This window comes from Rhodoferax sp. GW821-FHT07F03, assembly GCF_059418745.1.
Window position 1 is genome coordinate 58,340 of sequence record NZ_JBWKQM010000005.1, and the last position, 25,175, is coordinate 83,514.

General features: G+C 63.1%; 17 protein-coding genes. 6 read left to right on the forward strand and 11 right to left on the reverse strand.

Annotation, left to right across the window (positions count from 1 at the left end):
• The first annotated feature begins 4 nt into the window (after nt 1-4).
• The 3 genes from typA (at nt 5) to AC07R0_RS08490 (ending at nt 5,231) form a co-directional block, all read left to right on the forward strand.
• Nucleotides 5-1,828, forward strand: a complete 1,824-nt coding sequence (typA, locus tag AC07R0_RS08480; RefSeq protein WP_495104486.1) for a translational GTPase TypA — start codon at nt 5-7, stop codon at nt 1,826-1,828.
• A 174-nt stretch (nt 1,829-2,002) separates the two neighbouring features.
• Nucleotides 2,003-4,294 carry an ATP-binding protein gene (locus AC07R0_RS08485; protein ID WP_495104487.1) on the forward strand — a complete coding sequence of 764 codons (2,292 nt, stop codon included), beginning with the start codon at nt 2,003-2,005 and terminating at the stop codon, nt 4,292-4,294.
• Between the two features lie 43 nt (nt 4,295-4,337).
• Nucleotides 4,338-5,231 carry a DMT family transporter gene (locus tag AC07R0_RS08490; RefSeq protein WP_495076267.1) on the forward strand — a complete coding sequence of 298 codons (894 nt, stop codon included), beginning with the start codon at nt 4,338-4,340 and terminating at the stop codon, nt 5,229-5,231.
• A gap of 27 nt (nt 5,232-5,258) precedes the next feature.
• On the opposite strand, the gene AC07R0_RS08495 is transcribed toward AC07R0_RS08490, so the two are convergent.
• The 8 genes from AC07R0_RS08495 to AC07R0_RS08530 all read right to left on the reverse strand — a co-directional run bounded on the left by AC07R0_RS08495 (nt 5,259) and on the right by AC07R0_RS08530 (nt 14,247).
• Nucleotides 5,259-5,768: a hypothetical protein gene (locus AC07R0_RS08495; RefSeq protein WP_495076266.1), complete on the reverse strand. Its 510-nt coding sequence runs from the start codon at nt 5,766-5,768 to the stop codon at nt 5,259-5,261.
• A gap of 118 nt (nt 5,769-5,886) precedes the next feature.
• Nucleotides 5,887-7,431 (reverse strand): 4-alpha-glucanotransferase, encoded by a 1,545-nt coding sequence (gene malQ / locus AC07R0_RS08500; RefSeq protein WP_495104488.1) that lies wholly within the window; start codon nt 7,429-7,431, stop codon nt 5,887-5,889.
• Between the two features lie 32 nt (nt 7,432-7,463).
• Complete coding sequence (locus tag AC07R0_RS08505; protein ID WP_495104489.1) at nt 7,464-9,167, reverse strand: alpha-amylase family glycosyl hydrolase; 1,704 nt, start codon at nt 9,165-9,167, stop codon at nt 7,464-7,466.
• A 279-nt stretch (nt 9,168-9,446) separates the two neighbouring features.
• Nucleotides 9,447-9,962 carry a hypothetical protein gene (locus AC07R0_RS08510; RefSeq protein ID WP_495076263.1) on the reverse strand — a complete coding sequence of 172 codons (516 nt, stop codon included), beginning with the start codon at nt 9,960-9,962 and terminating at the stop codon, nt 9,447-9,449.
• A gap of 75 nt (nt 9,963-10,037) precedes the next feature.
• A complete protein-coding gene (locus tag AC07R0_RS08515) occupies nt 10,038-10,811 on the reverse strand; it encodes a hypothetical protein (RefSeq protein ID WP_495076262.1) in 774 nt (257 codons plus the stop codon).
• A gap of 431 nt (nt 10,812-11,242) precedes the next feature.
• Nucleotides 11,243-12,145, reverse strand: coding sequence for a DMT family transporter (locus tag AC07R0_RS08520; RefSeq protein ID WP_495076261.1), 903 nt, complete (start codon nt 12,143-12,145; stop codon nt 11,243-11,245).
• Nucleotides 12,146-12,150: 5 nt separating this feature from the next.
• Complete coding sequence (locus AC07R0_RS08525; protein ID WP_495076260.1) at nt 12,151-12,663, reverse strand: methylated-DNA--[protein]-cysteine S-methyltransferase; 513 nt, start codon at nt 12,661-12,663, stop codon at nt 12,151-12,153.
• Between the two features lie 27 nt (nt 12,664-12,690).
• Nucleotides 12,691-14,247 carry a DNA-3-methyladenine glycosylase 2 family protein gene (locus AC07R0_RS08530; protein WP_495104666.1) on the reverse strand — a complete coding sequence of 519 codons (1,557 nt, stop codon included), beginning with the start codon at nt 14,245-14,247 and terminating at the stop codon, nt 12,691-12,693.
• A gap of 141 nt (nt 14,248-14,388) precedes the next feature.
• Here AC07R0_RS08530 and kdoO point away from each other — a divergent pair, with 141 nt between their 5' ends.
• Complete coding sequence (gene kdoO, locus AC07R0_RS08535; RefSeq protein WP_495104490.1) at nt 14,389-15,267, forward strand: Kdo hydroxylase KdoO; 879 nt, start codon at nt 14,389-14,391, stop codon at nt 15,265-15,267.
• Between the two features lie 32 nt (nt 15,268-15,299).
• Here the strand turns inward: kdoO and glgX are convergent, their stop codons facing one another.
• The 3 genes from glgX to AC07R0_RS08550 all read right to left on the reverse strand — a co-directional run bounded on the left by glgX (nt 15,300) and on the right by AC07R0_RS08550 (nt 22,130).
• Entirely contained in the window at nt 15,300-17,447 is a 2,148-nt protein-coding gene (gene glgX / locus AC07R0_RS08540) for a glycogen debranching protein GlgX (RefSeq protein WP_495104491.1), read from the reverse strand.
• Complete coding sequence (gene glgB / locus AC07R0_RS08545; protein WP_495104492.1) at nt 17,435-19,615, reverse strand: 1,4-alpha-glucan branching protein GlgB; 2,181 nt, start codon at nt 19,613-19,615, stop codon at nt 17,435-17,437. The genes glgX and glgB overlap by 13 nt, the downstream gene beginning before the upstream one ends.
• Nucleotides 19,616-19,688: 73 nt before the next feature.
• A complete protein-coding gene (locus AC07R0_RS08550; RefSeq protein WP_495104493.1) occupies nt 19,689-22,130 on the reverse strand; it encodes a glycogen/starch/alpha-glucan phosphorylase in 2,442 nt (813 codons plus the stop codon).
• A 211-nt stretch (nt 22,131-22,341) separates the two neighbouring features.
• Between AC07R0_RS08550 and glgC the strand changes: the two genes are divergently transcribed.
• The gene (gene glgC, locus AC07R0_RS08555; RefSeq protein ID WP_495076255.1) at nt 22,342-23,610 is read left to right on the forward strand and encodes a glucose-1-phosphate adenylyltransferase; all 1,269 of its coding nucleotides are present in this window, start codon (nt 22,342-22,344) and stop codon (nt 23,608-23,610) included.
• Nucleotides 23,607-25,070 (forward strand): glycogen synthase GlgA, encoded by a 1,464-nt coding sequence (gene glgA / locus AC07R0_RS08560; protein ID WP_495104494.1) that lies wholly within the window; start codon nt 23,607-23,609, stop codon nt 25,068-25,070. The genes glgC and glgA overlap by 4 nt, the downstream gene beginning before the upstream one ends.
• Nucleotides 25,071-25,175: the final 105 nt, after the last annotated feature.

Consider the following 25,175-nt stretch of genomic DNA (forward strand, 5'->3'; position numbering starts at 1 on the left):
AAATATGAGCACTAAACAAATCCGTAACATAGCGATCATCGCCCACGTTGACCATGGCAAAACCACCATGGTTGACCAACTGCTGCGCCAGTCCGGCACCTTTGCCGAGCACGAAAAAGTGGTTGACACCGTGATGGACAACAACGCCATCGAAAAAGAACGTGGCATCACGATTCTGGCGAAGAACTGCGCAGTGAGCTGGGAAGGCACGCACATCAACATCGTTGACACCCCCGGTCACGCGGACTTCGGTGGTGAAGTCGAACGCGCCTTGTCCATGGTCGATGGCGTTGTGCTGTTGATCGATGCACAAGAAGGTCCTATGCCGCAAACCCGTTTCGTGACCAAGAAGGCGCTGGCCCTGGGCCTGAAGCCGATTCTGGTGGTGAACAAGGTGGACAAGCCCGGTGCGCGTCCCCAGCACGTGGTGAACGCCGCTTTCGACCTGTTCGACAAGCTGGGCGCGACCGACGAGCAACTCGACTTCCCGGTGGTTTACGCTTCCGGCATCAACGGCTGGACCTCGTTGGAAGAGGGTGCTCCTGGCGAGCAATGGGGCCCCGACATGTCGGCCCTGTTCAACACCGTGCTGAAGCACGTGCCATCGCAAAGTGGCGACCCTAAAGCTCCTCTGCAGTTGCAAATTTCCGCACTCGACTTCTCCACCTTCGTGGGGCGTATCGGCGTGGGCCGCATCGGCCAAGGCACGATCAAGCCCAATATGGACGTGGTGGTCATGGAAGGTCCGGACGGCAAGGTCGTCAAGGGCCGTATCAACCAAGTGCTGACCTTCCAAGGTCTGGAACGCGTGCAAGCCACGGAAGCCGGCCCCGGCGAAATCGTGTTGATCAACGGTATTGCCGACATCGGTATTGGTGTGACCGTGACCGATCCGCTGAAGCCCGCACCACTGCCCATGCTGAAAGTGGACGAGCCCACGCTGACCATGAACTTCTGCGTCAACACCAGCCCGCTGGCCGGCCGTGAAGGCAAGTTCGTAACCAGCCGCCAGATCTGGGACCGCCTGCAAAAGGAACTGCAACACAACGTGGCTTTGCGCGTCAACGAAACCGACGAAGAAGGTATCTTTGAAGTGATGGGCCGTGGTGAATTGCACCTGACCATCCTGCTGGAAAACATGCGCCGTGAAGGCTATGAGATGGCAGTGTCCAAGCCACGCGTGATGTTCAAGGACATCAATGGCGAGAAGCACGAACCTATCGAGCTGGTGACGGCCGATATCGAAGAACAGCACCAGGGCGGCGTGATGCAGGCCTTGGGCGAGCGCAAGGGTGAACTGGTCAACATGGAGCCGGATGGCCGTGGCCGTGTGCGCCTGGAGTACCGCATCCCGGCCCGTGGCCTGATCGGTTTCTCCAACGAATTCCTGAACTTGACCCGTGGTTCCGGCCTGATCTCCAACATCTTCGACAGCTACGAGCCGCACAAGGGCGACATCGGCGGCCGCAAGAACGGTGTGCTGATCTCCATGGACGACGGTGAAATCTTCACCTATGCCCTGGGCAAGCTGGACGACCGCGGCCGCATGTTCGTGCGCGCCAACGACCCTGTGTATGAAGGCATGATCGTCGGTATCCACAGCCGTGACAACGACCTGGTGGTGAATGCTACGCGTACCAAGCAACTGACCAACTTCCGCGTGTCCGGCAAGGAAGATGCGGTCAAGATCACGCCTCCGATCGAGCTGACACTGGAGTACGGCGTTGAGTTTATCGAAGACGACGAACTGGTCGAAATCACGCCCAAGTCGGTGCGTCTGCGCAAGCGCCATCTGAAGGAAAGCGATCGCAAGCGCGCAGGCCGTTAAGCCCTGATTCGGAGCAGCCACCGCGAGGTGCTGCTCTCTTGGAAGCCCCGGGCGCCGTCATGGCGTGCCGGGGTTTTTTCATGCGTGGCATGTTTTGCTGCATGGCGGGCACGCGTTACCATGGTTGCGTGCTTGGATGGTCCAGGTGGACGCATTTCGAATGGGGCTCCCTTGATGTTTGGGCGTACGAATTACCACCGTTATTTGCTCTGGGTCGCCGTAGTGACGGTCGGCATGGCGCTGGCCATGGCGGTAATGCTGGTGCTACAACTGACGCAGCGGCAGGCCATACGGCAAAACAGCCATTTGGGAAATGATTCGATCACGGCCATGGCCTTTCAGTTTGAGCGCGAATTTTTGCGTTTTCGCCAGGTGCTGGACAGCCGGGTCAAAAGCCGTGAACCACCGGACATGGATGAGCTGAATCTGCGACTGAACATCTTCGTGAGTCGCCTGGGTTTGCTGCGTGACAACCCCAGCATTGCCATCCTCCAGGGGCGGCCTGAATACGTGGCGGTCATTCCCCGCATGGAACAGTTGGTGGCGCAGACCGATAGCGTGTTGGAGCAGCCAGATCCGGACCCTCAGGCATTGACTGATTTGCTGCGGGAATTCAATGCCATGGGGCCCGAGGTGCAAGCACTGAGCATGGTTGCAAACAGCCAGGTATCACTGCAGCTGGAGGGGCAGGGCACCACGCTGCTGTGGCAGAACAATATGATCGTCTGGCTTACGCTGGCACAGCTGATCGTGCTGTTGGTGGCATCCGGTGCCCTGGTGGTCCGGCATCGCCGGCAGGAAGAGGAGCGCTTAGCCTTGAAGCGTTTGACCGATGATCTGGTAGAGGCCAACCGCATGGCCGAGAGCGCCAACCGCGGCAAGAGCCAGTTTCTGGCGAATATGAGCCACGAGTTGCGCACGCCTTTCAATGGTATTTTGGGCATGCTGGGGCTGCTGGAGGAAACGCGACTGAATGCGCGACAGGCCGACTATGTCGCCACCGTGCGCGGCTCGGCCAACCATTTGCTGGCTTTGTTGAATGACATTCTGGACGTGTCGGCCCTGGACGTGGGCAAGATGGCCATCAATCCATCACCTGTGCAATTAATCCGGCTGTTGCACGATGTAGATGCCCTGATGGGCCCGCTGGCCAAGGATAAGCACCTGGAGTTCGCGCTGGAATTGCATAGCCCGCTGCCCGATTGGGTGCAGGCCGACGGTACACGCATCAAGCAGATCTTGCTGAACCTGGTGTCCAACGCCATCAAGTTCAGCGCCCAGGGCCGCATTCTGCTGAGTGTGGACTGCGAACCTCAGGGCGACGCCACACCTGCGCATTCCGTAGCGCTGCGGCTATGCGTCAGCGACCAGGGCATAGGTATGGACGCCGCCACGCTGGACAGCCTGTTCCTGCGCTTTTCGCAGGGTGACGCCAGTATTTCCCGCCGTTTCGGGGGCACCGGTCTGGGCCTGGAAATCTCCCGCAGCCTGGCCCGGCTGATGGGAGGCGATATTACGGTGCAGAGCCAGCCCGGCCGGGGCAGCCAGTTCAGCCTGGCACTGCTATTGCCCTGCGTGTCGGCTCCGCAGGGTACCGAGCAGGCGCCCTCGGTACTACCTGCGCATGCGACCCAGTACGGCATCATCGGCGGCCTGGACATCCTGGTCGCTGAAGACCACCCGGTGAACCGCAAATACATGGAGGGCTTGTTGCAACGGCTGGGCCACCGCATCCGTTTCGTGGAGGACGGCGAACAGGCTGTGGCCGAGGTACGGCGTGCCGCGCCCGATGTGTTGTTCATGGATGTGCACATGCCCGTGTTGGACGGTCTGCAGGCCACCCAGGCATTGCGCGCGGGTGGTGGTGCGGCGTCCCGCGTCTACATCGTGGCTTTGACGGCTGATGTCTTCGCCGAATCCCGTGAGCGTGCGCTGGCAGCGGGCATGGACGATTTCCTGTCCAAGCCGGTGCGAATGGACCAGATCGAATCCTTGCTGCAGCAGCGCTTCGGCCTGATGGACAGCCGCGCTCCTGCGCAAGAGGCTGCAACGGTGGCCCCGCCTGCACCGGCCGAACCACGGCGCTTCCGCTCGGAAGATGTGGCCCGGCACTTGGATATGCCCATGCTGGGTGAGGTTTGCGTGGCGATTTCCCTGGACGGCTACCGCTCCTTGCTGGACAGCTTTTTCAACGACGAGTCTCGCAGCTTCAATACCCTGGTGGCATGCCTGGACGCGGCCGATACGACGCGCTTGCAAGAGGTGGCCCATGCCTTCAAGGGTGGCTGTGCCAGCCTGGGCTTTCATGCTCTGGCTGCCCTGGCCGGGCAGGTTGAACGCGCTGGGCTGGACTATAGCGCCGACGCCTGCGCGGACGCGGCGCGGCAAGTGCGCAGCCTGTACCAGACGGCGCATGCCTTGTGCCGGCGCATGGGCCTGACCGGTTTGGCCCATCCCGCAGCTTAGGTTACGTTGTCTAGGCAGGTGCTGCGGCAGACGACAATAGGGCATGCATTTATCCCACGCCCGCGCCTTGTTCATGATGGTTTTGGTGACCCTGATGTGGTCCATCGCAGGGGTTACCACCCGCCACCTGGAGTCTGCCCACAGCTTTGAAATCACTTTTTGGCGTAGCGCCTTCACAGTGTTGTCGTTGCTGGTGATTTTGCCCATCCTGCAGGGCCGTGCGGTCTTTACCAAGATCGCCCGGGGCGGCGTTTCGCTCTGGTTGTCGGGCGTGTGCTGGGCGGTGATGTTTACTGCCTTCATGCTGGCTCTGAGCATGAGCCCGGTGGCCAATGTGCTGGTCACCATGGCGCTGGGGCCTTTGTTCACTGCATTGCTGGCCCGCTTCGTGATTGGCCACCGTTTGCCCATGCGCACCTGGACGGCGATTGCCGTGGCGGGCGTGGGTATCGCCACCATGTATGGTGCACAGCTCTCGCTGGAGGGTGGGATGGAGCAGTTGCTGGGCTCGCTGGTCGCCTTGTGCGTACCGATTGCCGGCGCGGTGAACTGGACTGTGCTGCAGCGCAGCCGGGCACAGGGCCATGATGTGGACCTGGTGCCTTCGGTACTGGTGGGGGCCTTGATTTCGTCGGCTTTGACCCTGCCTTTGGCTTTGCCTTTCCAGGCGACCGCGCACGATATGGGCTTGCTGGCCCTGCTGGGCTCGGTGCAGCTGGCCATTCCATGCGTGCTGTCGGTATGGTGCGCCCGGGTGTTGAAGGCGCCCGAGGTGTCCCTGCTGCAGTTGCTGGAAGTGCTGTTTGGCATTGCCCTGGCCTGGCTGGGTGCCAACGAGGCACCCGATCCGCGCGTTCTGCTGGGCGGTACCCTGGTCGTGGCCGCGCTGGTGGGCAATGAGCTGCTGGGTTGGTGGCAGCGCCGCCCGATGTCTTGAACATACAAGCCGCTGCGATTACCCGTCTCAGGTGTAGGTGGTGTGCTTGCGTGCCACGGTTGCCTGTTCTTCTTCCACCTCTTTGCGCAGCCGGCGGATTTCTGTCAGTGCGTGCTGGAACTCGGTCAGTGAACGGTCGATGTCGTGCACCGGCTGTTCTTCCAGCTCGTTGCGGGAGTGGATGAAGCGCTGCGCATGGGCGGCGATTTCTCCGGCCAGATCTGCCTTGGCATCGGCGGCCAGCTGCGACTGGTGCGCGTCCAGCTCGCCCGAGGTGGTGAACAAGCCCATCAGCCCATAGGCGCGGCTAAGTTCTGCGGCCTGCTGCTGTGCCCGTTCGGCCTCCATATGGACTGCGCTGGCGGCGGCGACGGCCTCGCGCACCTCCATCAGGCGCAGCATGCGTTCGCAGGCCATGCTGGCCGCGCTGGCAGCTTTGGCCGCCTTGTGGGCAATCAGGCCCGCGAATGCGGTGAACAGGCCGATGACGGCACAGACCAGGGCCGCAGCCAGGGAGAGAAGGGCGGAGTTGCTCATAGCGTTCAGGGCCTGCAAGTTTCAAGCCGAATATGCGTTTGGCGCACATAGAGCCTGCGGGAGTAGCTATTAAAAATGTAGTGCCCCCAAGCGCCACGGCACGGCAGCTAGAGGCCATCTACGGCTTGTTTTTACCTTCGGGATAGGCTGGCAGAGGCAGTCTATCAAAGCGCGTGCGTCCACTGGCGGCGGTGATGTGCGCCAGGCGCTCTGCGGCCTCGCTGCCCACCCATTCCCACTGGAAACGCCAGGTCCAGCAGCCCACGGTGCCCGGGGTGTTCATGCGGTGGCTGCCGTCCAGGCCCAGTACGTCCTGGAACTGGCACAGCGCGTGGTTGGCCACTGATTGCGCGCAGGCGCGCACCATGGCCCAGTGCACATCATGTCCGTCGGTGTGCAGGTACTCACCGGCATAGGCGCGTTCGCGTTCGGTGCAGTCGGCCCACCAGCCTTTGACCGTGTCGTTGTCGTGCGTGCCGCTGTAGACGACCGTGTCGCGCGCATAGTTGTGCGGCAGGAAGTTGTTGGCTGCATCGTCCGAGAACGCGAACTGTAGTATGCGCATGCCGGGGAAACCAGCGCGCTGGCGCAGCGCCACCACCTCGGGCGTGATGACGCCCAGGTCTTCCGCGATGATGGGCAACTTGCCCAGCGCGGCTTCGATGGCGGCGAATAGCCCATAGCCCGGCCCTGGCATCCAACGGCCTTTTACGGCGGTGGGCTCGCTGGCCGGAATTTCCCAGTAGCCCACAAAGCCGCGGAAATGGTCGATGCGCACCACGTCGGCCAGGCTCAGCTGGCGCTTCACGCGCTCTATCCACCAGCGGTAACCGTCGGCCTGCATGGCCTTCCAGTTGTACAGCGGGTTGCCCCAGCGCTGGCCGGTTTCCGAGAAGAAGTCGGGCGGCACGCCGGCGATCACGCTGGGGTTGCCCTGAGGGTCCAAGTCATACAGGTCGGGGCGCGACCAGCAGTCGCTGGAGTGGTGGGCGATGAAGATGGGCAGGTCGCCTACCAGGTGGATGTTCTTCTGGTTGGCGTAGCCCTTGAGCCGCTTCCACTGCACATCAAACTGCCACTGCACAAAGCCCCAGAATGCAATTTCCTGTGCATGCTGGGCGCGGGCTTGCGCCAGTGCGGCCGGTTCACGGCGGGCCAGCGGGGCTGGCCAGTCGGGCCACAGCGCGGGGCTGTGAGCCTGGTCCAATGCCATGAACAGGGTGTAGTCGTCCACCCAGCTGGCTTCGGCCTGCAGCCAGGCCTGGAGGGCCTGCTGGTCTTCCGGCAGGGCGGCTTGCTGGAAGCCCGCAAAGGCCTCGCGCAAGCGGGCCAGGCGCCAAGGTACGACCTGGCTGTAGTCGATCTTTTGGGCGTTGAAGTCGGCTTTTAGTGATGCCGCGCTGATCCAGCCGTGCTCCAGTAGCGGCTCGAATGCCACAAACAAGGGGTTGCCCGCGAAGGCCGAGCTGCCCATGTAGGGCGAGTCGCCCGGGCCGATGGGGCCTAGCGGCAGCGTCTGCCACAGCGTCTGGCCGGCCACTTGCAGCCAGTCCACAAAATAGTAGGCGTTTGGCCCGAAGTCACCGCAGCCGTGCGGGCCGGGCAGGGACGTGGGGTGGAGCAGTACGCCCGAAGTGCGTTGGTTCAGAAGATCGGATGCCATGGTGCGTGGGTCCAGATGAAGTTGTGGATGGCTCAGGCGGCAAACCAGCCAAAGCCTTTGGAAGGTAGCGTAAGCGCGCCGCGTGCCAGCTTGTGTTCACCATACACGGCTTGCCATGGGATGCTGACCAGATTCGCTGGCAGGACGATGTCCACCGCAGTGTTGCCCAGGTTCTGCAGCACCAGCACCCGGCTGTCGCCGTTGGCGCGCACATAGGCCAGCACGCTATCGGCCAGACCGGGCACGGGCTGGAAGCTGCCACCGCTCAGTGCGGGTTGGCTGCGGCGCACGGCCAGCATGGCGCGCACAGCACCATGGATGTGCGCCGGCAGGTTGCCGGGCGTGGCCAAGGCTTTGTCCACCGCAGGCCAGTCCACCGCGCCGCGCACGCGGTAGCGTGCGTCCTGGTAGCCGGTCAGGGCCTCCTGCTCTCGCTGGAACTGGTCGTCATTCGGCTTGGCGAATTCATCGCCGTAGAAGATCACCGGCGTGCCCAGCAGGGTGAAGCTGATGCTGAAGGCCAGCAGGATGGCGGCGGGATCGTGGCGGAACAGGTCCACCAGCCGCGCGGCAATGCCCTCGCCCTGGCGGAAGTCCCATTCGGGCTGCAGGCAGTAGGCGGCGTGGATGGCCTTGCGCTCTTCGGGCGTCACCATCTCCAGCGTCAGTTCGTCGTGGCAGCGCAGGAAGGAGAACCAGCCGCAGTCGGCCGGAATCTCCGGCGTGAAGGCGGTCGACAAGGTTTCGAAAATCGGTTTTGCCGAGCCCTGGGCCAGCGCCAGGTAGATGCGCGGCATCACCGGGAAATGGTAGGCAGCCTGGCATTCGTCGCTGTCGCCGAAATAGGTGACCACCTCGGCCGGCGGCTGGCAGGCCTCGGCCAGCAGGATGGTGCCGGGGCGCACGGTGTCCAGCACGGCGCGGAAGAACTTGATGATGGTGTGCGTGCCCGGCAGGTTTTCGCAAATCGTGCCTTCTTCCTTCCACAGGTAGGGAATGGCGTCGGCGCGGAAGCCGTCCACCCCCTGCGCTACCCAGAACAACAGCACCCGGCACATGGCCAGCAGTACCTCGGGGTTGCGGTAGTTCAGGTCGGGCTGCGAGTCGAAGAAGCGGTGGAAGAAATAGGTGCCGGGCTGACCATCGGAACTAGGCAACGGGTGCCAGTTGCTCGGCATCATGCCTTTGAAGATGATGCGCGCTTCCTTGTAGCGCTCTGTTGTGTCGCTCCAGATGAAGTAGTCGCGGTAGGGGTTGTCCGGCCCCTTGCGGGCTTCCTGGAACCAGTGGTGCTGGTCTGAGCAGTGGTTCATCGCCACATCGAAGATCACGCGGATATTGCGGCGGTGCGCCTCGGCCAGGAATTCGGCAAACGTGGCCTGTGCTGCGGCGTCGCCGCCGCCCACCAGCTCGCTGCGGATGCGGGTGTAGTCGCTGATGTCAAAGCCGGCGTCGCGCATGGGCGAGTCGAGTATTGGCAGCAGCCACAGGCAGGTGACGCCCAGGTCCTGCAGATAGGGCAGGCGGTCGCGTAGGCCCTTGAAGTCCTTGTTGAACAGGTCCACGTACAGCGAATACACCACCACCTCCTTGAACCAGGTGGCAGGCGGCGGCGGGCTGGCCTGGGCGGCGGCTTGCTGCAGCTCGGCGAGGAAGGCGTCCAGCTGTGCGGTGGGCTGGCCGGGGTAGAGCTGCTGCCAGAACTGGCGTAGACCGCTGGACGAGGGGGTGGACATAGATGCTTCTCCAAAGCGCTTTGAATGCATGAAGACGCGGATTGTACGGGGTGTAAATAAGCTGCGAATGCGGGTTGCTCCTAGGAGCCTGTCGGACTTGGCAAGTGTCGGCTGCAAAGGGACCGCAGCGGTCCATTTTTATGGGAGCAGCGCTTTCACCGTCTTTTTGTCCCATAGCGGGGCTATGGGCCTGCAAACCCGGCAAAACCAGTCCTCGCTGGGGCCGCTTTTCGCTATCGACGCCCCAAACCCGAAAGCCTTCTGGCGCAATGATCCAGGTTAAGGCAGCGCCTTCCCGCTCGTCGCCCCGTTTGTTCCGCAATTGCCAGACTGCACTTCATAGTTGACCACTTGCACGGTCACGCTGAATGACGCCAGGGCCGGGTCGTAGGTGATCCGTAAAACCTCGGCACGGTCGTTCGCCGTGGGCAATGGTGGCAGTGCCGAGTTGTCCACTACCAGACTCTCTTCCTCGATACGCATGGCATCAGCGCGTAGAGTCAGCTGCTGGGTGGCCCCTTTTTGGGCCAGCACGGTAGCCACGCAGGCCTGCACCATGGGCGATCCCCGGGCCGGTATCTGCTCAAACACCAGCGCCTTGAGGTCGCTGGCCGCCAACGGAACCATGCCCTTGCCCGGCACCTCCAGCGTGAAGTTCCTGCTCACCGCATCGAAGCCGGCAATGTGGCGCACACCGGCCAGCGAACTGCCGTCGACGCGTTGCACGTCCACGCGGCGCATCGCGTAGCGGTCCGGTTGCGTGAGGTTCAGCGCCACGTCTGCGGCCTGCGCCATGCCAGTGGCCAGGGCCCATCCGAGCCAGAGCGCCTGACGCAATCCGCGGGAGTCAAGTTTCAGCATGTTTGCCTCCTATTCAAGGACCAGCACCACATTGCCGCGGTTGGGCAACACCAGCGTCAACGGCCGCCTATCGGTTGCGTCGGCAGGTCGCGCGGCGAACAGATAAACCTCGTCGTCGTCGCGGTAGAGCAGGCGCCAGCTCACCTCGCGGTCGTTGCAGGTCCGGAAAAAACGCTGCAACTCCTGCAGCCGCTGGCCATCGCCAATGAAGGTGGCCAGCGTGGCCGCGTCGGCTGTCGCACCACAGGCCAGCGCGGCCACCGGGCCATCTTTGGCGCCGCCAAAAACCGCGGTGACAGCGGGCAGCGGATGGTGCGGATCCATGCGGGCATGCGCCAGGAAAGTCTCATAACCAATCATCGACGCGACGTTGTAGACCGCATAAACGATCACCCCGGCCCGCAACAGATCCGCCAACAGCGGTGAGGGCCAACCCAGGTATGCCGCACCACGGCCGATGGCGCGCCCACCCGCATGCGCCGACGTCGCCGCAGCCGAGAGCCCCGCCGAGATGGCTGCCAGCACCAGGTTTATCACCAGCACCGGCACAGCCACCCAAAGCAGCAGCATGACCAGGTTGCGCGGCGTGCGCATCAGCTCGAAAGCGGCGATCAGGAAAGACTGGAAGCCGAGCTTGAACACTAGGTGCTGCACACCGAAGTTGTAGTAATAACTCCAGCGGTAGGCGAAGCCGGCCACATACAGCAAAGCCGCCAACAACGAAGATACGCCTATCAGCGCGGCGAAGGGATTGGGTCTTTCGGCGGCTTTTGTGTTTTCCATGCGGGTGGTGGTTGCCAGCAGTGGCGTGTGATGGTGGAGCTCATTTTTGGCGGGTACTGCCGGCCCGTCAACAGGCGCGCCACGCAAAAGGTGGAAGCTCAGCCAAGCCCTACACACTCCTGGGCGTTCAACCGTGACCCCGCCCAAGCCTGCCAGTGGGCAGACGTCGCACCGCACCTCCATGCGCAAGGTACCGTTGACTTGGCTGCCGATGGGTGCGCGACAGGGTGTGGCTGCTAAGGACCCGGGCGGAGGGGCCCTGGTTTGTGGGGCAGTTCTTGGTGCCTTTTAGATCGCTAGCACAGGTATTACCTGCGCTGGTAGCTATTTTTTATATAGCACTTTGAATTTGACTTTCAATAGAGCGTCGAAGACCGCTGCAAATGGCCTCTATGCAATGCGGGAAGGCGAAGGCTCCGCCGCTCCCGGTGCTATTTTTTGCGTTTCGGCAGACTGACCAGTCCGGTGGACAGGGCCGTGCCGCACACCACCACCAGGCCGCAGCCCAGCATCCAGGGCGTCAGCGTCTCGCCCAGCAGCACCGCGCCATAGAACACCGCGAACACCGGCACCACGAAGGTCACGGTCAGCGCCTTGCCGGGGCCGATGTTGCTGATCAAGCGGAAGAACAGGATGTAGGCCAGGCCGGTGCACACCACGCCCAGCACCAGCAAGGCCAGCATGGCATGGGTGCTGGGCCACTGGGCCGGCCAGAGCCACAGCGCGGGCAGGGCCAGGCCCAGCGTAGCGCCGACCTGGCTGCCGGTGGCGGTGACCAGGGGCGGTACGCCGGTGAGAAAGCGTTTGGTGTAGCTGCCGCTGATGCCGTAGCAAATGGAGGCCAGCAGGCAGGCCAGCACGGCCCAGCCGGGGGCGATGCCATGGGCGTCGGGCTTGAAGCTGGCTTTGTCCCAAGCCAGCAGGGCCACGCCTACAAAACCAATCACCAGGCCCAGGCTGCGCGAGCTGTTTGGCCGGTCCTTTAGCCAGGCCCAGGCGATGAGGGCGCCGAACAGCGGCACGGTGGCATTCAGAATGGCCGACAGCCCGGTGGTGATGGACAGCAGCGCAAACGAAAACAGCGCGAACGGAATGCCCGAATTCAGCATGCCAATCAGCAGCACCGGCTTCCAGTGCTGGCGCAGGGAGGGCATCAGCCCGCGCAGCCACAACAGCGGCAGCAGGGCCAGCGAGGCAATGGCCACACGCACTGCGGCGGTCGGTACGGCGCCGATTTCCACCGTGGCGATGCGCATGAACAGAAACGAGGCCCCCCAGATGGAGGCCAGTGCCACGAAGTCCAGCAGCCAGGGCTTGGCAAGAGATTGAGGCACCGCACTCACAGTAGCACCGCCTGGCGCTTGGCTTCCAGCTGCAGCAGCGCGGTCTTGCGCTCCAGCCCGCCGGCATAGCCGGTAAGCGAGCCGTCCGAGCCCAGCACCCGGTGGCAGGGCACGATGATGCTGATGGGGTTGCGCCCCACGGCGCCAGCCACGGCTCGTACCGCGCTGGGTCGGCCCAGACCGAAGCTCAAGGCGCCATAGGTGGTGCTGGCGCCACTGGGGATGCGCAGCAGGGCCTGCCACACAGCCTGTTGGAATTCTGTGCCGCTGCGCAGGTCCAGCGGCAGGTTGAAGCTGCTGGTGTCGCCCTCAAAATAAGCCTGCATAAAGGCCTGGGTGTGCAGCAGCACCGGGTGCTGTTGCGCCACCGGCCAGCCCGACATATCCGGCAGATGGCGCTGGCCTTCTGCAAACCACAGGCCGCACAGGCCTTGCTCGCTGGCGGCGGCCAGCATAGGTCCTAGCGGTGAGTCGAAACGGCTTTGCACCGTGTGGGATGGGAATTTCATATCAAACAAGCCTTTGGCGCAGGTAAATCAAGCGGCGGCAGCTACCTTTTTGGTAGCAACGGGTTGGGGGTTAGCGGCCGGTGCGGGCAGCTCGGCCCAGGCGCGCAGCACGGCGTAGCTGCGCCAGGGCTTCCAGGCCTGCGAGGCGGCTTCGGCGGCGCGGCTGGCCAGGCGCACATTCGGCTCCTGCTGCACGCCCAGGGCTTTGTGCAGGGCCACGTCGCCGGCCGGGAATGCATCGGGCCAGCGCAGCGCGCGCATGGCGATGTACTGGGCGGTCCAGTCGCCGATGCCGGGCAGTTCGCGCAGCTGGGCCATGGTGGCGTGTATGGGGCCGCTGCCGCACAGCCGCAGCTGCCCGTCGGCCACGGCGCGGGCCAGGGCCAGAATGGCGTTTTGCCGCTGGCGCACGACGCCCAGGGCGCCCAGCGCATCGCCGCTTAGTCGGGCCAGCACCTGGGCGGAGGGGAAGAGCCGGTTCAGCCCCGGCACGGGTGTTTCCAGCGGTTCGCCAAACTGTTCCACCAGGCGCTGGGCCAGGGTGCGGGCGGCGGCCACGGTGATCTGCTGGCCCAGCACGGCGCGCACGGCCAGCTCGAAGCCATCCAGTGTGCCGGGTACGCGCAGGCCGTCGCCGCTGGGGAAGTCGCTGTGCAGCACTGGGTTGATGGCCTTGGGGTCGGCGTCCAGGTCCAGCCAGGCGCGTACCCGGCGTATCACCTGCGGCAGCACGCCCAGCAGCGATTCGCTGACGTGCAGCAGCACATGGGTCTGGCCGGGGACGAACTCGGCGCGCAGCCAGCCGTTGTGGATCTTGCCGCCAGAATCCAAGCTAAAAGTGCGTGTGGCGCAGGATTCATCTGCGCTGGTAGCTATGGATTCAATAGCATCTATCTGGCGCTTGCGCAAAAATCCCAACATGGCGGCCACGTCATACGGCGGGCGGTAGCCGAGCTTGATGGCCGTGCCGCCCTGGGCCACTGGCTGGGTGCCCTGGTGTCGCAGCTGGCTGGGGTTGAGCTGGTAGCGTTCCATGAACACGGCGTTGAAACGGCGCACGCTGGCAAAGCCGCTGGCCAGGGCAATCTGGGCCATGGGCAACTGGGTGTCGGCCAGCAACTGCTTGGCTACCAGCAGGCGCCGGGTCTGCAGGTATTGCAGGGGCGACACGCCCAGCTGGGCCTCGAAGATACGGCGCAGATGCCGGTCGCTGACGCCCAGGCGCGCCGCCAGCTGGGCCACCGAGATATTGCTGTTGTCGCTCCAGCTTTGCGGGTCGTCCAGCAGGCGGGCGGCCTGCTGGGCAAGGATGGTGGTGGCGTCCTGGAACGACCACACCAGCGAGTGCGGCGCCAGCTCGGGCCGGCAGCGCAGGCAGGGGCGAAAGCCCGCATGCTCGGCCTGGGCTGCGTGGCCAAAGAAGCGGCAGTTTTCGCGCTTGGGCGTTTTCACGCTGCATACCGGTCGGCAGTAGATGCCGGTGGAGGTTACGCCGGTGAAAAAGCAGCCGTCAAAGCGGGCGTCCCGCGCCTGCATGGCGCGGTAGCAGGTATCGTCAAAGCGGCTGGTGCTGTCAGGTGTCATAGAGGCCATGGTACGCCAGGCGCCGGCCCTGATTAGCCGTTTTCGGACCCGTGATTGGCGTGCCGTGCACGGCCTCATTTCCGTCCACAATTTATGCGCAGCCTGGCTTGGCGCGGGGCAATTCTCAGGGAAAATGAAGTTATGCACCAACCCATCGTCGAAGTCCCTGGCGCCCACTGGTCTGGCCGTCCCACCGAAGCAAAACTGACCCGGGCGCTGGAAAGCGGCGGGGTTCTGTATTTTCCGTCCATGGCGTTCACCATGTCGCCGGCCGAGCAGAGCTTGCTGCGCCCCGATATGCGCGACCCCAAGGCGCGCAATATCAGCCAGCCGCCACAGGGCCAGGTGAAGGGCGCACTGGGTTCGCCCGATGAGTTGGCCCTGCTGGACGCGATGATGCGCCGCTACCGCCACCAGGCGGTGCAGCTGGTGCAGGACTTGTTCCCGCGCTACAGCGCTTATCTGCGCATGGAGCCCACCAGCTTCCGACCGACCGAGGTGGCCTCGCGCAAGCAGTCCTGGCGCGCTGACGATAAACGCCTGCATGTGGATGCTTTTCCGTCCCGGCCGAACCGGGGCGAGCGCATCCTGCGGGTGTTCAGCAACGTCAACCCCGAGCAGCCGCGCGTGTGGCGCGTGGGCGAGCCGTTCGAAGACATGGTGCAGAAGTTCTGGCCCCAGCTGCCGCCGTACAGCCCCTGGAAGGCGCGTTTGCTGCGCAGCATGCGCATCACAAAGTCCTTGCGCAGCGAATACGACCACATGATGCTGCAGCTGCACGACAAGATGAAGCGCGACATGGTCTACCAGAAGGAGGCGCCCAAGACCGTGGTGGCCTTCGCCCCGGGCAGCACCTGGGTGTGTTTTTCCGACCAGACCCTGCACGCGGTGGACCGGGGCCAGTTCATGATGGAGCAGACCTTTTTCATCCCACCCCAGCACCAGTACGATCCCTCGCAAAGCCCCCTGGGCATCTTGTCGCGCATGGCGGGTCGCACGCTGGACGGCGCGCGCCAGTAGCGAGTAGCGAGTAGCGTCTACGGCGTAATGGTCTACGGCGTAATGCCGGAGCCTGCTGCGGCCAACAGCACCAGGCTGTGCGCTGGTAGCTGGAACATCACTTCGCCCTGGCCGACCCACTTGGATCGGCCCTGTGGTTGGCTGCTATCCAGGACAACTTGCCAGACGCCGGCGGGCAGCCAGAACGGGTCGTCGGTATGGCCAGCATTCACCAGCAGCAGCAAAGGTGCTTTGGCCCGGCCGGGCCGGCCTATGAGGCAGCCCAGCGAGCGGTAGTGGGGGTCGCGCCAACCATCACCTTCCAGCGGCCGGCCGCTGCCGCGCAGCCAGGCCAGGTCGTGCAGGCCCAGCGCGTCGGCCACACCGCTGTACCACTGGTTGGCGAAGGGCAGGGCCTGGCGGCGCAGCGCGATGACGCGGGCCGTGAAGGCGATCAGGTCGTCGTCGGCCTCGGACCAGTTGATCCAGGTGGTCGGGTTGTCTTGGCAATAGGGGTTGTTGTTGCCGCCCTGGGTATGGCCCAATTCATCGCCAGCGCAGATCAGTGGTGTGCCTTGTGCTAGTAAAGTAGTAGCAAGCAGGGCGCGCTGCAGCCGCCCGCGCAAGGTGTTGACCACGGGGTCGTCGCTCGGGCCTTCGGCACCGCAGTTGAAGTTCAGGTTGTGGCCATGGCCGTCGCGGTTGCTCTCGCCATTGGCTTCGTTGTGGCGGTGGTTGTAGCTCAGCAGGTCGCGCAGGGTAAAGCCGTCGTGCGACACCACGTAGTTCACCGATTCGGCCGGTGCACGCTGGCGCGGCTGGAACATATCGGAGGAGCCGCACAAGCGCAAGGCCAGGTCGGCGCGGGTGTTGTCGGGCAGAGCGGCCTCCGGGGCGGCGGCGGTTTGCACCCAGAAGCCGCGCATGCAGTCGCGGAAGCGGTCGTTCCACTCCAGCCAGCCACGCGGGAAGTTGCTGGTCTGGTAGCCGCCCGGGCCTACGTCCCAGGGCTCGGCTATCATTTTTACGCGCGACAGCACCGGATCTTGGGCCACGGCGGTGAAGAAGGCGCTGCCGCGCTCGAAACCGGTATCGGTACGGCCCAGCACGGGTGCCAAATCGAAGCGGAAGCCATCGACATGCATGTCCGCCACCCAGTAGCGCAGGCTGTCCATTACCATTTGCAGCACGCGTGGCTGGCGTATGTCCAGCGTGTTGCCGCAGCCGGAGTAGTTGTCGTAGTAGGCTAGGGCTTCTGGCGGCAGGCGGTAGTAGCTGCGGTTGTCCAGCCCGCGAAAACTGATGTTGGGGCCGTCTTCGCCCGATTCGGCCGTGTGGTTGTAGACCACGTCCAGCAGCACCTCCAGCCCGGCGGCGTGCAGGGCCTTGACCATGCGGCGGAACTCGTCGCGTGGCGACAGGCCATCTACGCCGCTGGCCATGCGTGGGTCCACGCTGAAGAAACCCAGGGTGTTGTAGCCCCAGTAGTTGCTCAGGCCCATGTCGCTGAGCCGCTCTTCGCTGACTGCGTAGTGCACCGGTAACAGGCTGACCGCCGTCACGCCCAGGCGCTTCAGGTGGGCGATGGAGGCGGGGTGTGCCAGGCCGGCGTAGCTGCCACGCAGGGCTGGCGGCACTTGGTCGTTCAGGCGCGAGAAGCCTTTGACATGGCACTCGTAAATCACCGAATCGGCCAGGGCTATGCGTGGTGGGTGGTCGCCGCTCCAGTCGAACTGGTCGTGCGTGACGCGTGCTTTGAGTGCAAATGCCGCGTTATCGCGTGTGTCCATGTGGCGCGGGTGCAGGCGGTCGCCAGCGAAATGCTCGTCGCGCCACTCGAATTGGCCAACGATGTCGCGCGCATAGGGGTCCAGCAGCAGCTTGGATGCGTCGAAGCGATGGCCCCGGTCGGGCCGCCAGGGGCCGTGGGCGCGCAGGCCATACACCTGGCCGGGCTGGGCGCCTGGCAGGTAGCCGTGCCAGACATCGCTGGTATGGGCGGGCAGCCTCAAGCGGGCCAGTTCCTGCGTGCCTGTGGCATCGAACAGGCACAGGTCCATGGCCTGGGCATGGGCGGAAAACACCGCGAAATTGACGCCAAGGCCATCAAAGCTGGCACCCAAGGGCCAGGGTTGGCCTTGGGTCAGGCTAAGCCTGGCCGCATGGGGCAGGGGGGCGGGGGGAGATTTCAGGCTGTCCATTCCAGCAGTACTGTAGCCAAAGGCGGCAGGTTCAGCACAACAGAATGCGCGAACCCTTGCCAGGCCACATCTTCCGCTGTGGCAGTGCCCAGTGGCGTGCCTACATTGCTGCCGCCGTAGTGGGCCGAATCGGTGTTCAGCTTTTCATGGTAAGTGCCGGCGCTCGGTACGCCCAGGCGGTAGCCGTTCCACACATTCGGGGTGAAGTTGCACACCACAACGATGAACGAGGTGGCGTTCATGCCCCGGCGTATGAAGGCCAGCACCGAGTGCTCGGTATCGTTGTGCTCAATCCACTGGAACCCCTCGGGCACGAAGTCCAACTGGTACAGCGCCGGGGTGGCAGTGTAGAAGTGGTTCAGGTCGCGCACCAGGCGCTGTATGCCAGCGTGGGGCGCGTGCTCCAGCAGATGCCAGTCCAGGCTTTGGTCGTGGTTCCATTCGCGGTCCTGGGCGAATTCGCAGCCCATGAACAGCAGCTTCTTGCCCGGGTGGGCAAACATATAGCCGAGGAAGGCACGTAAATTGGCGAACTGCTGCCAGCGGTCGCCCGGCATCTTGTTCAGCAGCGAACCCTTGCCGTGCACCACTTCGTCGTGCGAAATGGGCAGCACGAAGTTCTCGGTAAAGGCATAGACCAGGCTGAAGCTGATTTCTCCCTGGTGGTGCTTGCGGTAGATCGGGTCGCGCTGCATATAGGCCAGCGTGTCGTGCATCCAGCCCATATTCCACTTGTAGTGAAAGCCTAGGCCGCCAGCATAGGTGGGGCGGGACACGGAGGGGAAGGCTGTGGACTCTTCGGCCAGGGTAATGGCCTGCGGGCGTTCGGTGCCTACCACCTCATTCATGCGCTTGAGGAAGGCGATGGTTTCCAGGTTCTCGCGCCCGCCGTGCACATTCGGAATCCACTCGCCAGCCTTGCGGCTGTAGTCGCGGTACAGCATGGAGGCTACGGCATCCACGCGCAGGCCGTCGACGCCGAAGCGCTCCAGCCAGTACAGGCTGTTGCCGACCAGGAAGTTGCTGACCTCGGTGCGGCCCAGGTTGTAGATCAGGGTGTTCCAGTCGTTGTGGAAGCCCTCGCGCGGGTCGGCGTATTCGTACAGGTGCGTGCCGTCGAAATTGCCCAGGCCGTGCGCATCGGTGGGGAAGTGGGCGGGTACCCAGTCCAGTACCAGGCCCAGGCCCTCGGCATGGCAGCGGGCCACGAAGCGGGCGAAACCCGCCGGGTCGCCGAAGCGGGCAGTGGGCGCGTACATGCCTACGGGCTGGTAGCCCCAGGAGCCGTCGAACGGGTGCTCGCTGATGGGTAGCAGCTCGATGTGGCTGAAGCCCATATCGCGTGCGTAGGGCACCAGGCTGTCGCTGAGTTCGTCCCAGTTCAGCCAGCGGTTGCCTTCCTCGGTCTTGCGTTGCCAGGAGCCCAGGTGCACTTCGTAAATGCTGATGGGCGCATCCAGTGCGTTGGCGTGTTTGCGTGCAGCGGATGCCGGCACGAAGGGCGGCAACGGTGCCACCATGCTGGCGGTGGCGGGGCGCAATTCGGCCTGTAGAGCATAGGGGTCGGCCTTGCCGGGCAGTATGCGGCCGTCCTGCGTGCGAATTTCGTATTTGTATTTGTTGCCGGCATGTACACCGGGCAGGAACAGCTCCCACACGCCGCATTCGCGGCGCAACCGCATGGGGTGGTAGCGGCCGTCCCAGAAATTGAAGTCGCCCACCACGCTGACGCGGCTGGCATTGGGCGCCCAGACGGCAAAGCGGGTGCCGGCCACGCCTTCCATGCTACAGGGTTGCGCGCCCAGTACTTCATAAGGCCGCAGGTGCGTACCTTCACCCAGCAGCCAGACGTCCATTTCCGCCAGTACCACGGGAAAGCGGTAGGGGTCGTCTACGGTGCTGCTGTGGCCATCGGCCCATTGCACCTGCAATCGGTATGCGGCGCCCGGTGTCAGTGCCACTGTGCCTTCAAAGAAGCCAGCGGCGTCTTGCAATGCCAACGGCCCCAGTAGCGCACCCTTGGCTGATTCCACGACCACGCTCTGGGCACCTGGCAAAAAGCAACGCACCGAGGTCTGGCCCGCATCTACAGGGTGGGGGCCCAGCACTGCAAATGGGTCGCCGTGGCGTGCGCCGCAAATCATTTCAATATCGTGGGCGTGCAACATAAAAACCGATCTTGAAGTGGGTTTAATCAGAAATGGACAGCGCTATGCGGTGTTGTCTATCACCGCATGTGTCTTATAGCGCGCCCGATGCATCCGGTGTGATGTGCCAGATTTGTTTCGCGTACTCACGGATCGTGCGGTCGGATGAGAACACCCCCATGCCCGCCACGTTGCTGATAGCCTTGGCGCACCAAGCCGCCGGCTGGCGGTACAGCGCATCCACCTCAGATTGCGTCGTTACATAGGATGTGTAGTCGGCCAGCAGCAGGTAATGGTCGCCACCCCACAGCAGCGAATCCACCAGGGCGCGGTAGCGGCCGGGTTCGTCCGGCGAAAACTGGCCACCGGCAATCGCGTCCAGCACGGCTTTCAGCTGGGGCGTGCTTTCGTAGTAGCGCATGGGTTGGTAGCCGCTTTGCTTCAGGGCTTGCACTTCGGGGGTCTTCAGGCCAAAGATGAAGATGTTGTCGTCCCCCACGTTCTGGCGGATTTCGATGTTGGCACCATCGTCGGTGCCAATGGTCAGCGCGCCGTTCAGGGCCAGCTTCATATTGCCGGTGCCGGAGGCTTCGGTGCCGGCGGTGGAAATTTGTTCGGACAGGTCGGCGCCGGGCATGATGACTTCGGCCACCGAGACGCCGTAGTTGGGCATGAATACCAGCTTGAGCTTGTCACCTATGCGCGGGTCGTTGTTGATGACCGTGCCCACGTCGTGGATCAGCCGGATGATGGACTTGGCTGCCACATAGGACGAGGCGGCCTTGCCCGCGAAGATCACGGTGCGCGGCACCCAGTCGGCGTTCGGGTTGGCCAGAATGGCCTGGTAGCGTGTCACCACGTGGAGCACGTTGAGCAACTGGCGCTTGTATTCGTGGATGCGCTTGACCTGCACGTCAAACAGGCTGTCCGGGCTAACGGTGATGCCAGTGCTGTGCTGTATGGCGGCGGCCAGGCGTACCTTGTTGGCGCGCTTGACGGCCATAAAGGACTTTTGAAAGTCCGTATCGTCCTTCTTGGCCTTCAGCTTCTGCAACTGGTCCAGATCCTGGCGCCAGCCTTTACCAATGGTGTTGTCCAGCAAGGAGGATAGGCCAGGGTTGGCCTGGGCCAGCCAGCGGCGCGGAGTCACGCCGTTGGTCATATTGGTGAAGCGGTCGGGCCAGATGCTGGCGAAGTCGGCGAAGATGGTTTGCACCAGCAACTCGGAGTGCAATGCTGACACGCCGTTGACCTTGTGGCTGCCGACGATAGACAGGTGCGCCATACGTACCCGGCGCTCACCTTGCTCGTCGATCAGCGACAGGCGGGCCAGGAAGCCGTTGTCGCCCGGGCGGTGGGCGGCGGCGATGTCCAGAAACTCCTTATTGATGCGGAAGATGATTTCCAGGTGGCGTGGCAGCACATGCTGCATCAGGCTCACCGGCCAGGTTTCCAGTGCTTCCGGCATCAAGGTGTGGTTGGTGTACGAGAAGGTCTTGCAGCAGATGCTCCATGCCTTGTCCCAGGGCATGCCTTGCTCGTCGCACAGCACGCGCATCAGCTCGGCAACACCTATGGCCGGATGGGTGTCGTTCAGGTGAATGGCCACGTGTTCGGCCAGGTTGTCCAGCGATGGGTGTTCAGCCAGATGCCGTGCCACCAGATCCTGCACCGAGGCGGCTACAAAGAAGTACTCCTGCTTCAGCCGCAGTTCGCGTCCAGCGGGCGTGCTGTCGTTGGGGTAGAGCACCCAGGAGATGTTTTCGTACTCGTTCTTCAGGCTGGCGGCGCGCGCGTAGTCGCCGGTGTTGAAGGCGTTCAGGTCGATATGTGCCGGTGCCACGGCTTTCCACAGGCGCAGCGTGCTGACTTTGGGCGTACCGTGGCCGGGCACCACCATGTCATAGGCTTTGGCCGCCACTTCACCCGCATGGCGCCAGACGGAGGCGCCGTTCACATGCTCTACCCAGCCGCCAAAGCGCACCGGGTAGCTGATGTCTGCACGCGGGAATTCCCAGGGCGTGCCGTTTTCCAGCCACGGATCGGGGTACTCCATCTGCGCGCCGTTTTGGATGTCCTGCGCAAACATGCCGTATTCGTAGCGGATGCCGTAGCCGAAGGACGGCAGACCCACGGTGGCCATGGAATCCAGGAAGCAGGCTGCCAGGCGGCCCAGGCCACCATTGCCCAGCGCGGCATCGGGTTCACGGTCGGCTACGGTTTCCAGGTTTTGGGCGAAGCGGGTCAGGCCTTCTGCGGCACTGCCACGCAGCTCCAGGGCGCCCAGGGCGTTGGACAGGGTGCGGCCCATCAGGAATTCCATGGACAGATAGACCACGCGGCGGGCCTTCTGGGATTTTTCCTGATTTTGGGTTTGCACCCAGCGGGCTGAAAGTTGTTGCCGTGCAACATGCGAGCTTGCGAGCATCAGGTCGTGTGCGGTTGCATCGGCCGGAGATACGCCTACGGTGTGCAGCAAATGCTGTTCAATGGCGGTATGGATATCGTCAGCGGAGGGGGTAATACACTGGGGCACAGGGGCATCCTTTGTCGAATGTGGTCAAGGCTGTCGCACTCCATTTGGAGGCTTTTTTGCAGAGTCTAAGCGCTTTGGATTTCTGAAATAGGCTTATTTGTTGAATTTTCGCATGCAGGGTTGGGCTGTAGGATTTTTTCGGCTTCGAGGTTTAAGATGTTGGCGGTAATCGGAAAGCCAATCAACAATTAATTTCTTCTGGAGACATTTGATGCAAAAAAATGATTTGGCACTCGGGCTGGATTTGCCCAAGCGGGCCATCGCATTGGTACTGGCCGGCGGTCGCGGCAGCCGCCTAATGAACCTGACCGATAGGCGTGCTAAACCGGCGGTCTACTTCGGCGGCAAGTTCCGTATTGTTGATTTCGCACTGTCGAACTGTTTGAACTCCGGTATTCGCCGCATTGGCGTGATCACCCAGTACAAGTCGCACAGCCTGCTGCGCCATTTGCAGCGTGGCTGGGCCTTTCTGAAGAATGAGATGAACGAGTTCGTGGACCTGCTGCCGGCCCAGCAGCGCAACGACAACGAAAACTGGTACCGCGGTACCGCCGACGCGGTCTATCAAAACCAGGACATTCTGGAAAGCTATGGTGCGGACTACATCGTGGTGCTGGCCGGTGACCATATCTACAAGATGAATTACGCCCTGATGTTGGCCGACCACGTGGCCAAGGGGCGGGAATGCACCGTGGGTTGCATTGCCGTACCGCGCAGCGAGGCATCTGCCTTTGGTGTGATGGCCGTGGGCGACAACAGCCTGATCACAGAATTCCTGGAAAAGCCGGCCGACCCGCCGGCCATGCCCGGCAGTACGGACATGTCCCTGGCCAGCATGGGCATCTATATCTTCAATGCCGCCTATCTGTATGCCGAGCTGGAACGCGATATGGCGGACCCGGAGTCCAGCCACGACTTCGGTAAGGACATCATTCCGCGCGCGGTGCGCAACGGCAATGCGTCGGCCCACCCGTTCTCTTTGAGCTGTGTACCCAATGCGGATGATGAGGAGCCTTACTGGCGTGACGTGGGCACCATTGATGCCTACTGGGATGCCAATATCGATCTCACAGCCACGGAACCGAAGCTGAACCTGTACGACACGCACTGGCCCATCTGGACTTACCAGGCGCAGCTGCCGCCCGCCAAGTTCGTGCACAACCAGGATGACCGGCGCGGCCTGGCGATCGAATCCATGGTGTCGGGTGGTTGCATCGTGTCGGGCAGCGTGTTCCGTTCCGTGCTGTTCTCCAGCGTGCGGGTGCATTCCCATTCCAGTGTGAATTGGTCGGTACTGTTGCCGGGTGTACAGGTGGGCCGTGGAGCACGTATCACGCGGGCTGTCATAGACCGTGGCTGCGTCATTCCCGACGGCATGGTGATCGGTGAAGATGCCGTGCTGGATGCGGAGCGCTTCCACCGCAGTGAAAATGGCATTACTTTGGTGACACCCTCCATGTTGAAGAAGTTGGCCGGATGAAAGTATTGCAAGTAGGCGCCGAGGTTTTCCCTCTGGTCAAAACAGGTGGCTTGGCGGACGTCATGGGGGCTTTACCCCAGGCCTTGATTGCGGCGGGGGCTGATGTGCGTCTTCTGCTGCCGGGCTTTCCAGCCATTCTGGCAGGGCTGAAGAAACCCGCACTGGTGTGTGAGCTCGGTGCCGTGTTTGGTGCGGGGCGGGTACGTTTGCTGCGTGGCACCCTGGCCGTCAGCGGTGTGCCGGCCTACGTGGTGGATGCCCCGTATTTTTACCAGCGAAAAGGTAATCCTTATTTGGCGGCAGACGGATCCGAGTGGCCGGACAACGCGCAGCGCTTTGCCTTGCTGGGCTGGGCGGCGGCCCAGGTGGCCTCTGGTGGCCTGGATCCGGCCTGGGAGCCCGATGTGCTGCACGCCCACGATTGGCACGCTGCCATGGCATGTGCCTACGTTGCGGCGAACCCAGGGGCCCATGTGGCGACGGTATTTACCGTGCACAACCTGGCCTACCAGGGGCTGTTTGATGCCAGGGACTTTCATCTACTGGGTTTACCCATCCGGTACATGGACCCTACGCGACTGGAGTACCACGGCAAGTTTTCATTCATGAAGGCGGGTTTGACCAGCGCGCGCTGCATCACCACGGTCAGCCCCAGCTACGCCCAGGAGATCGCAACCTCCGAGTTCGGCTGCGGTTTGGACGGGGTGGTGCGCTCACGTGGCGCAGATGTGTCCGGCATCCTGAATGGGGTGGATGACGCGGTGTGGAACCCGTCCACCGACAAGGATATTCCCGCTCGCTATTCCGCATCCGATCTGGCTGGCAAGGCCGTATGCAAGGCGGCGCTGCAAAAAGCCCTGGGTTTGCGGGTGGATGCCAAGGCACCACTGTTTACCCTGGTGAGCCGTTTGACGCAACAAAAAGGCCTGGACCTGGTGCTGGCCGCCATACCCGAGATGCTGGCGGCAGATGCGCAGCTGGCGGTGCAGGGGACGGGTGATGCCGTGCTGGAAAAGGCCTTCAGGGAAGCCATGGCTGCACATCCCGGCGCCATGGCGGTGCGCATAGGTTATGACGAAACCTTTGCCCACCAGATGATTGCCGGGGCGGACGCGATGCTGGTGCCATCCCGTTTCGAGCCCTGTGGCCTGACCCAGCTGTATGCCTTGCGCTACGGCACGGTACCCGTGGTCCGCCATGTGGGCGGTTTGATCGACACGGTGGTGGATGCGGATGCGTCCAGCCTGCAGGCGGACACCGCAACGGGCTTCATGTTCGGCCCCGCGACCCGCGAGGCTTTGGCCTTGGCGGTGCACCGTGCCGTGCAGGACTTTGCGCTGCCGGATGTGTGGAAGCAGCTGCAACGCTGTGGCATGGCGCAGAACTTTTCATGGGCTGCAGCGGCTACGCAATACCTTGCGTTGTACCAAGCTTTGGGTGTGCCGGCACAGGCTGCGTAGCTGGTGGATTGCAGGCCCGTCAAAACGGGCTTGCGAAAAACCTACAATTCGCGCTCGTGGTCTGGCCCTCTGGGTCGGATGTCTGATTTACCCGACCTCATCTAC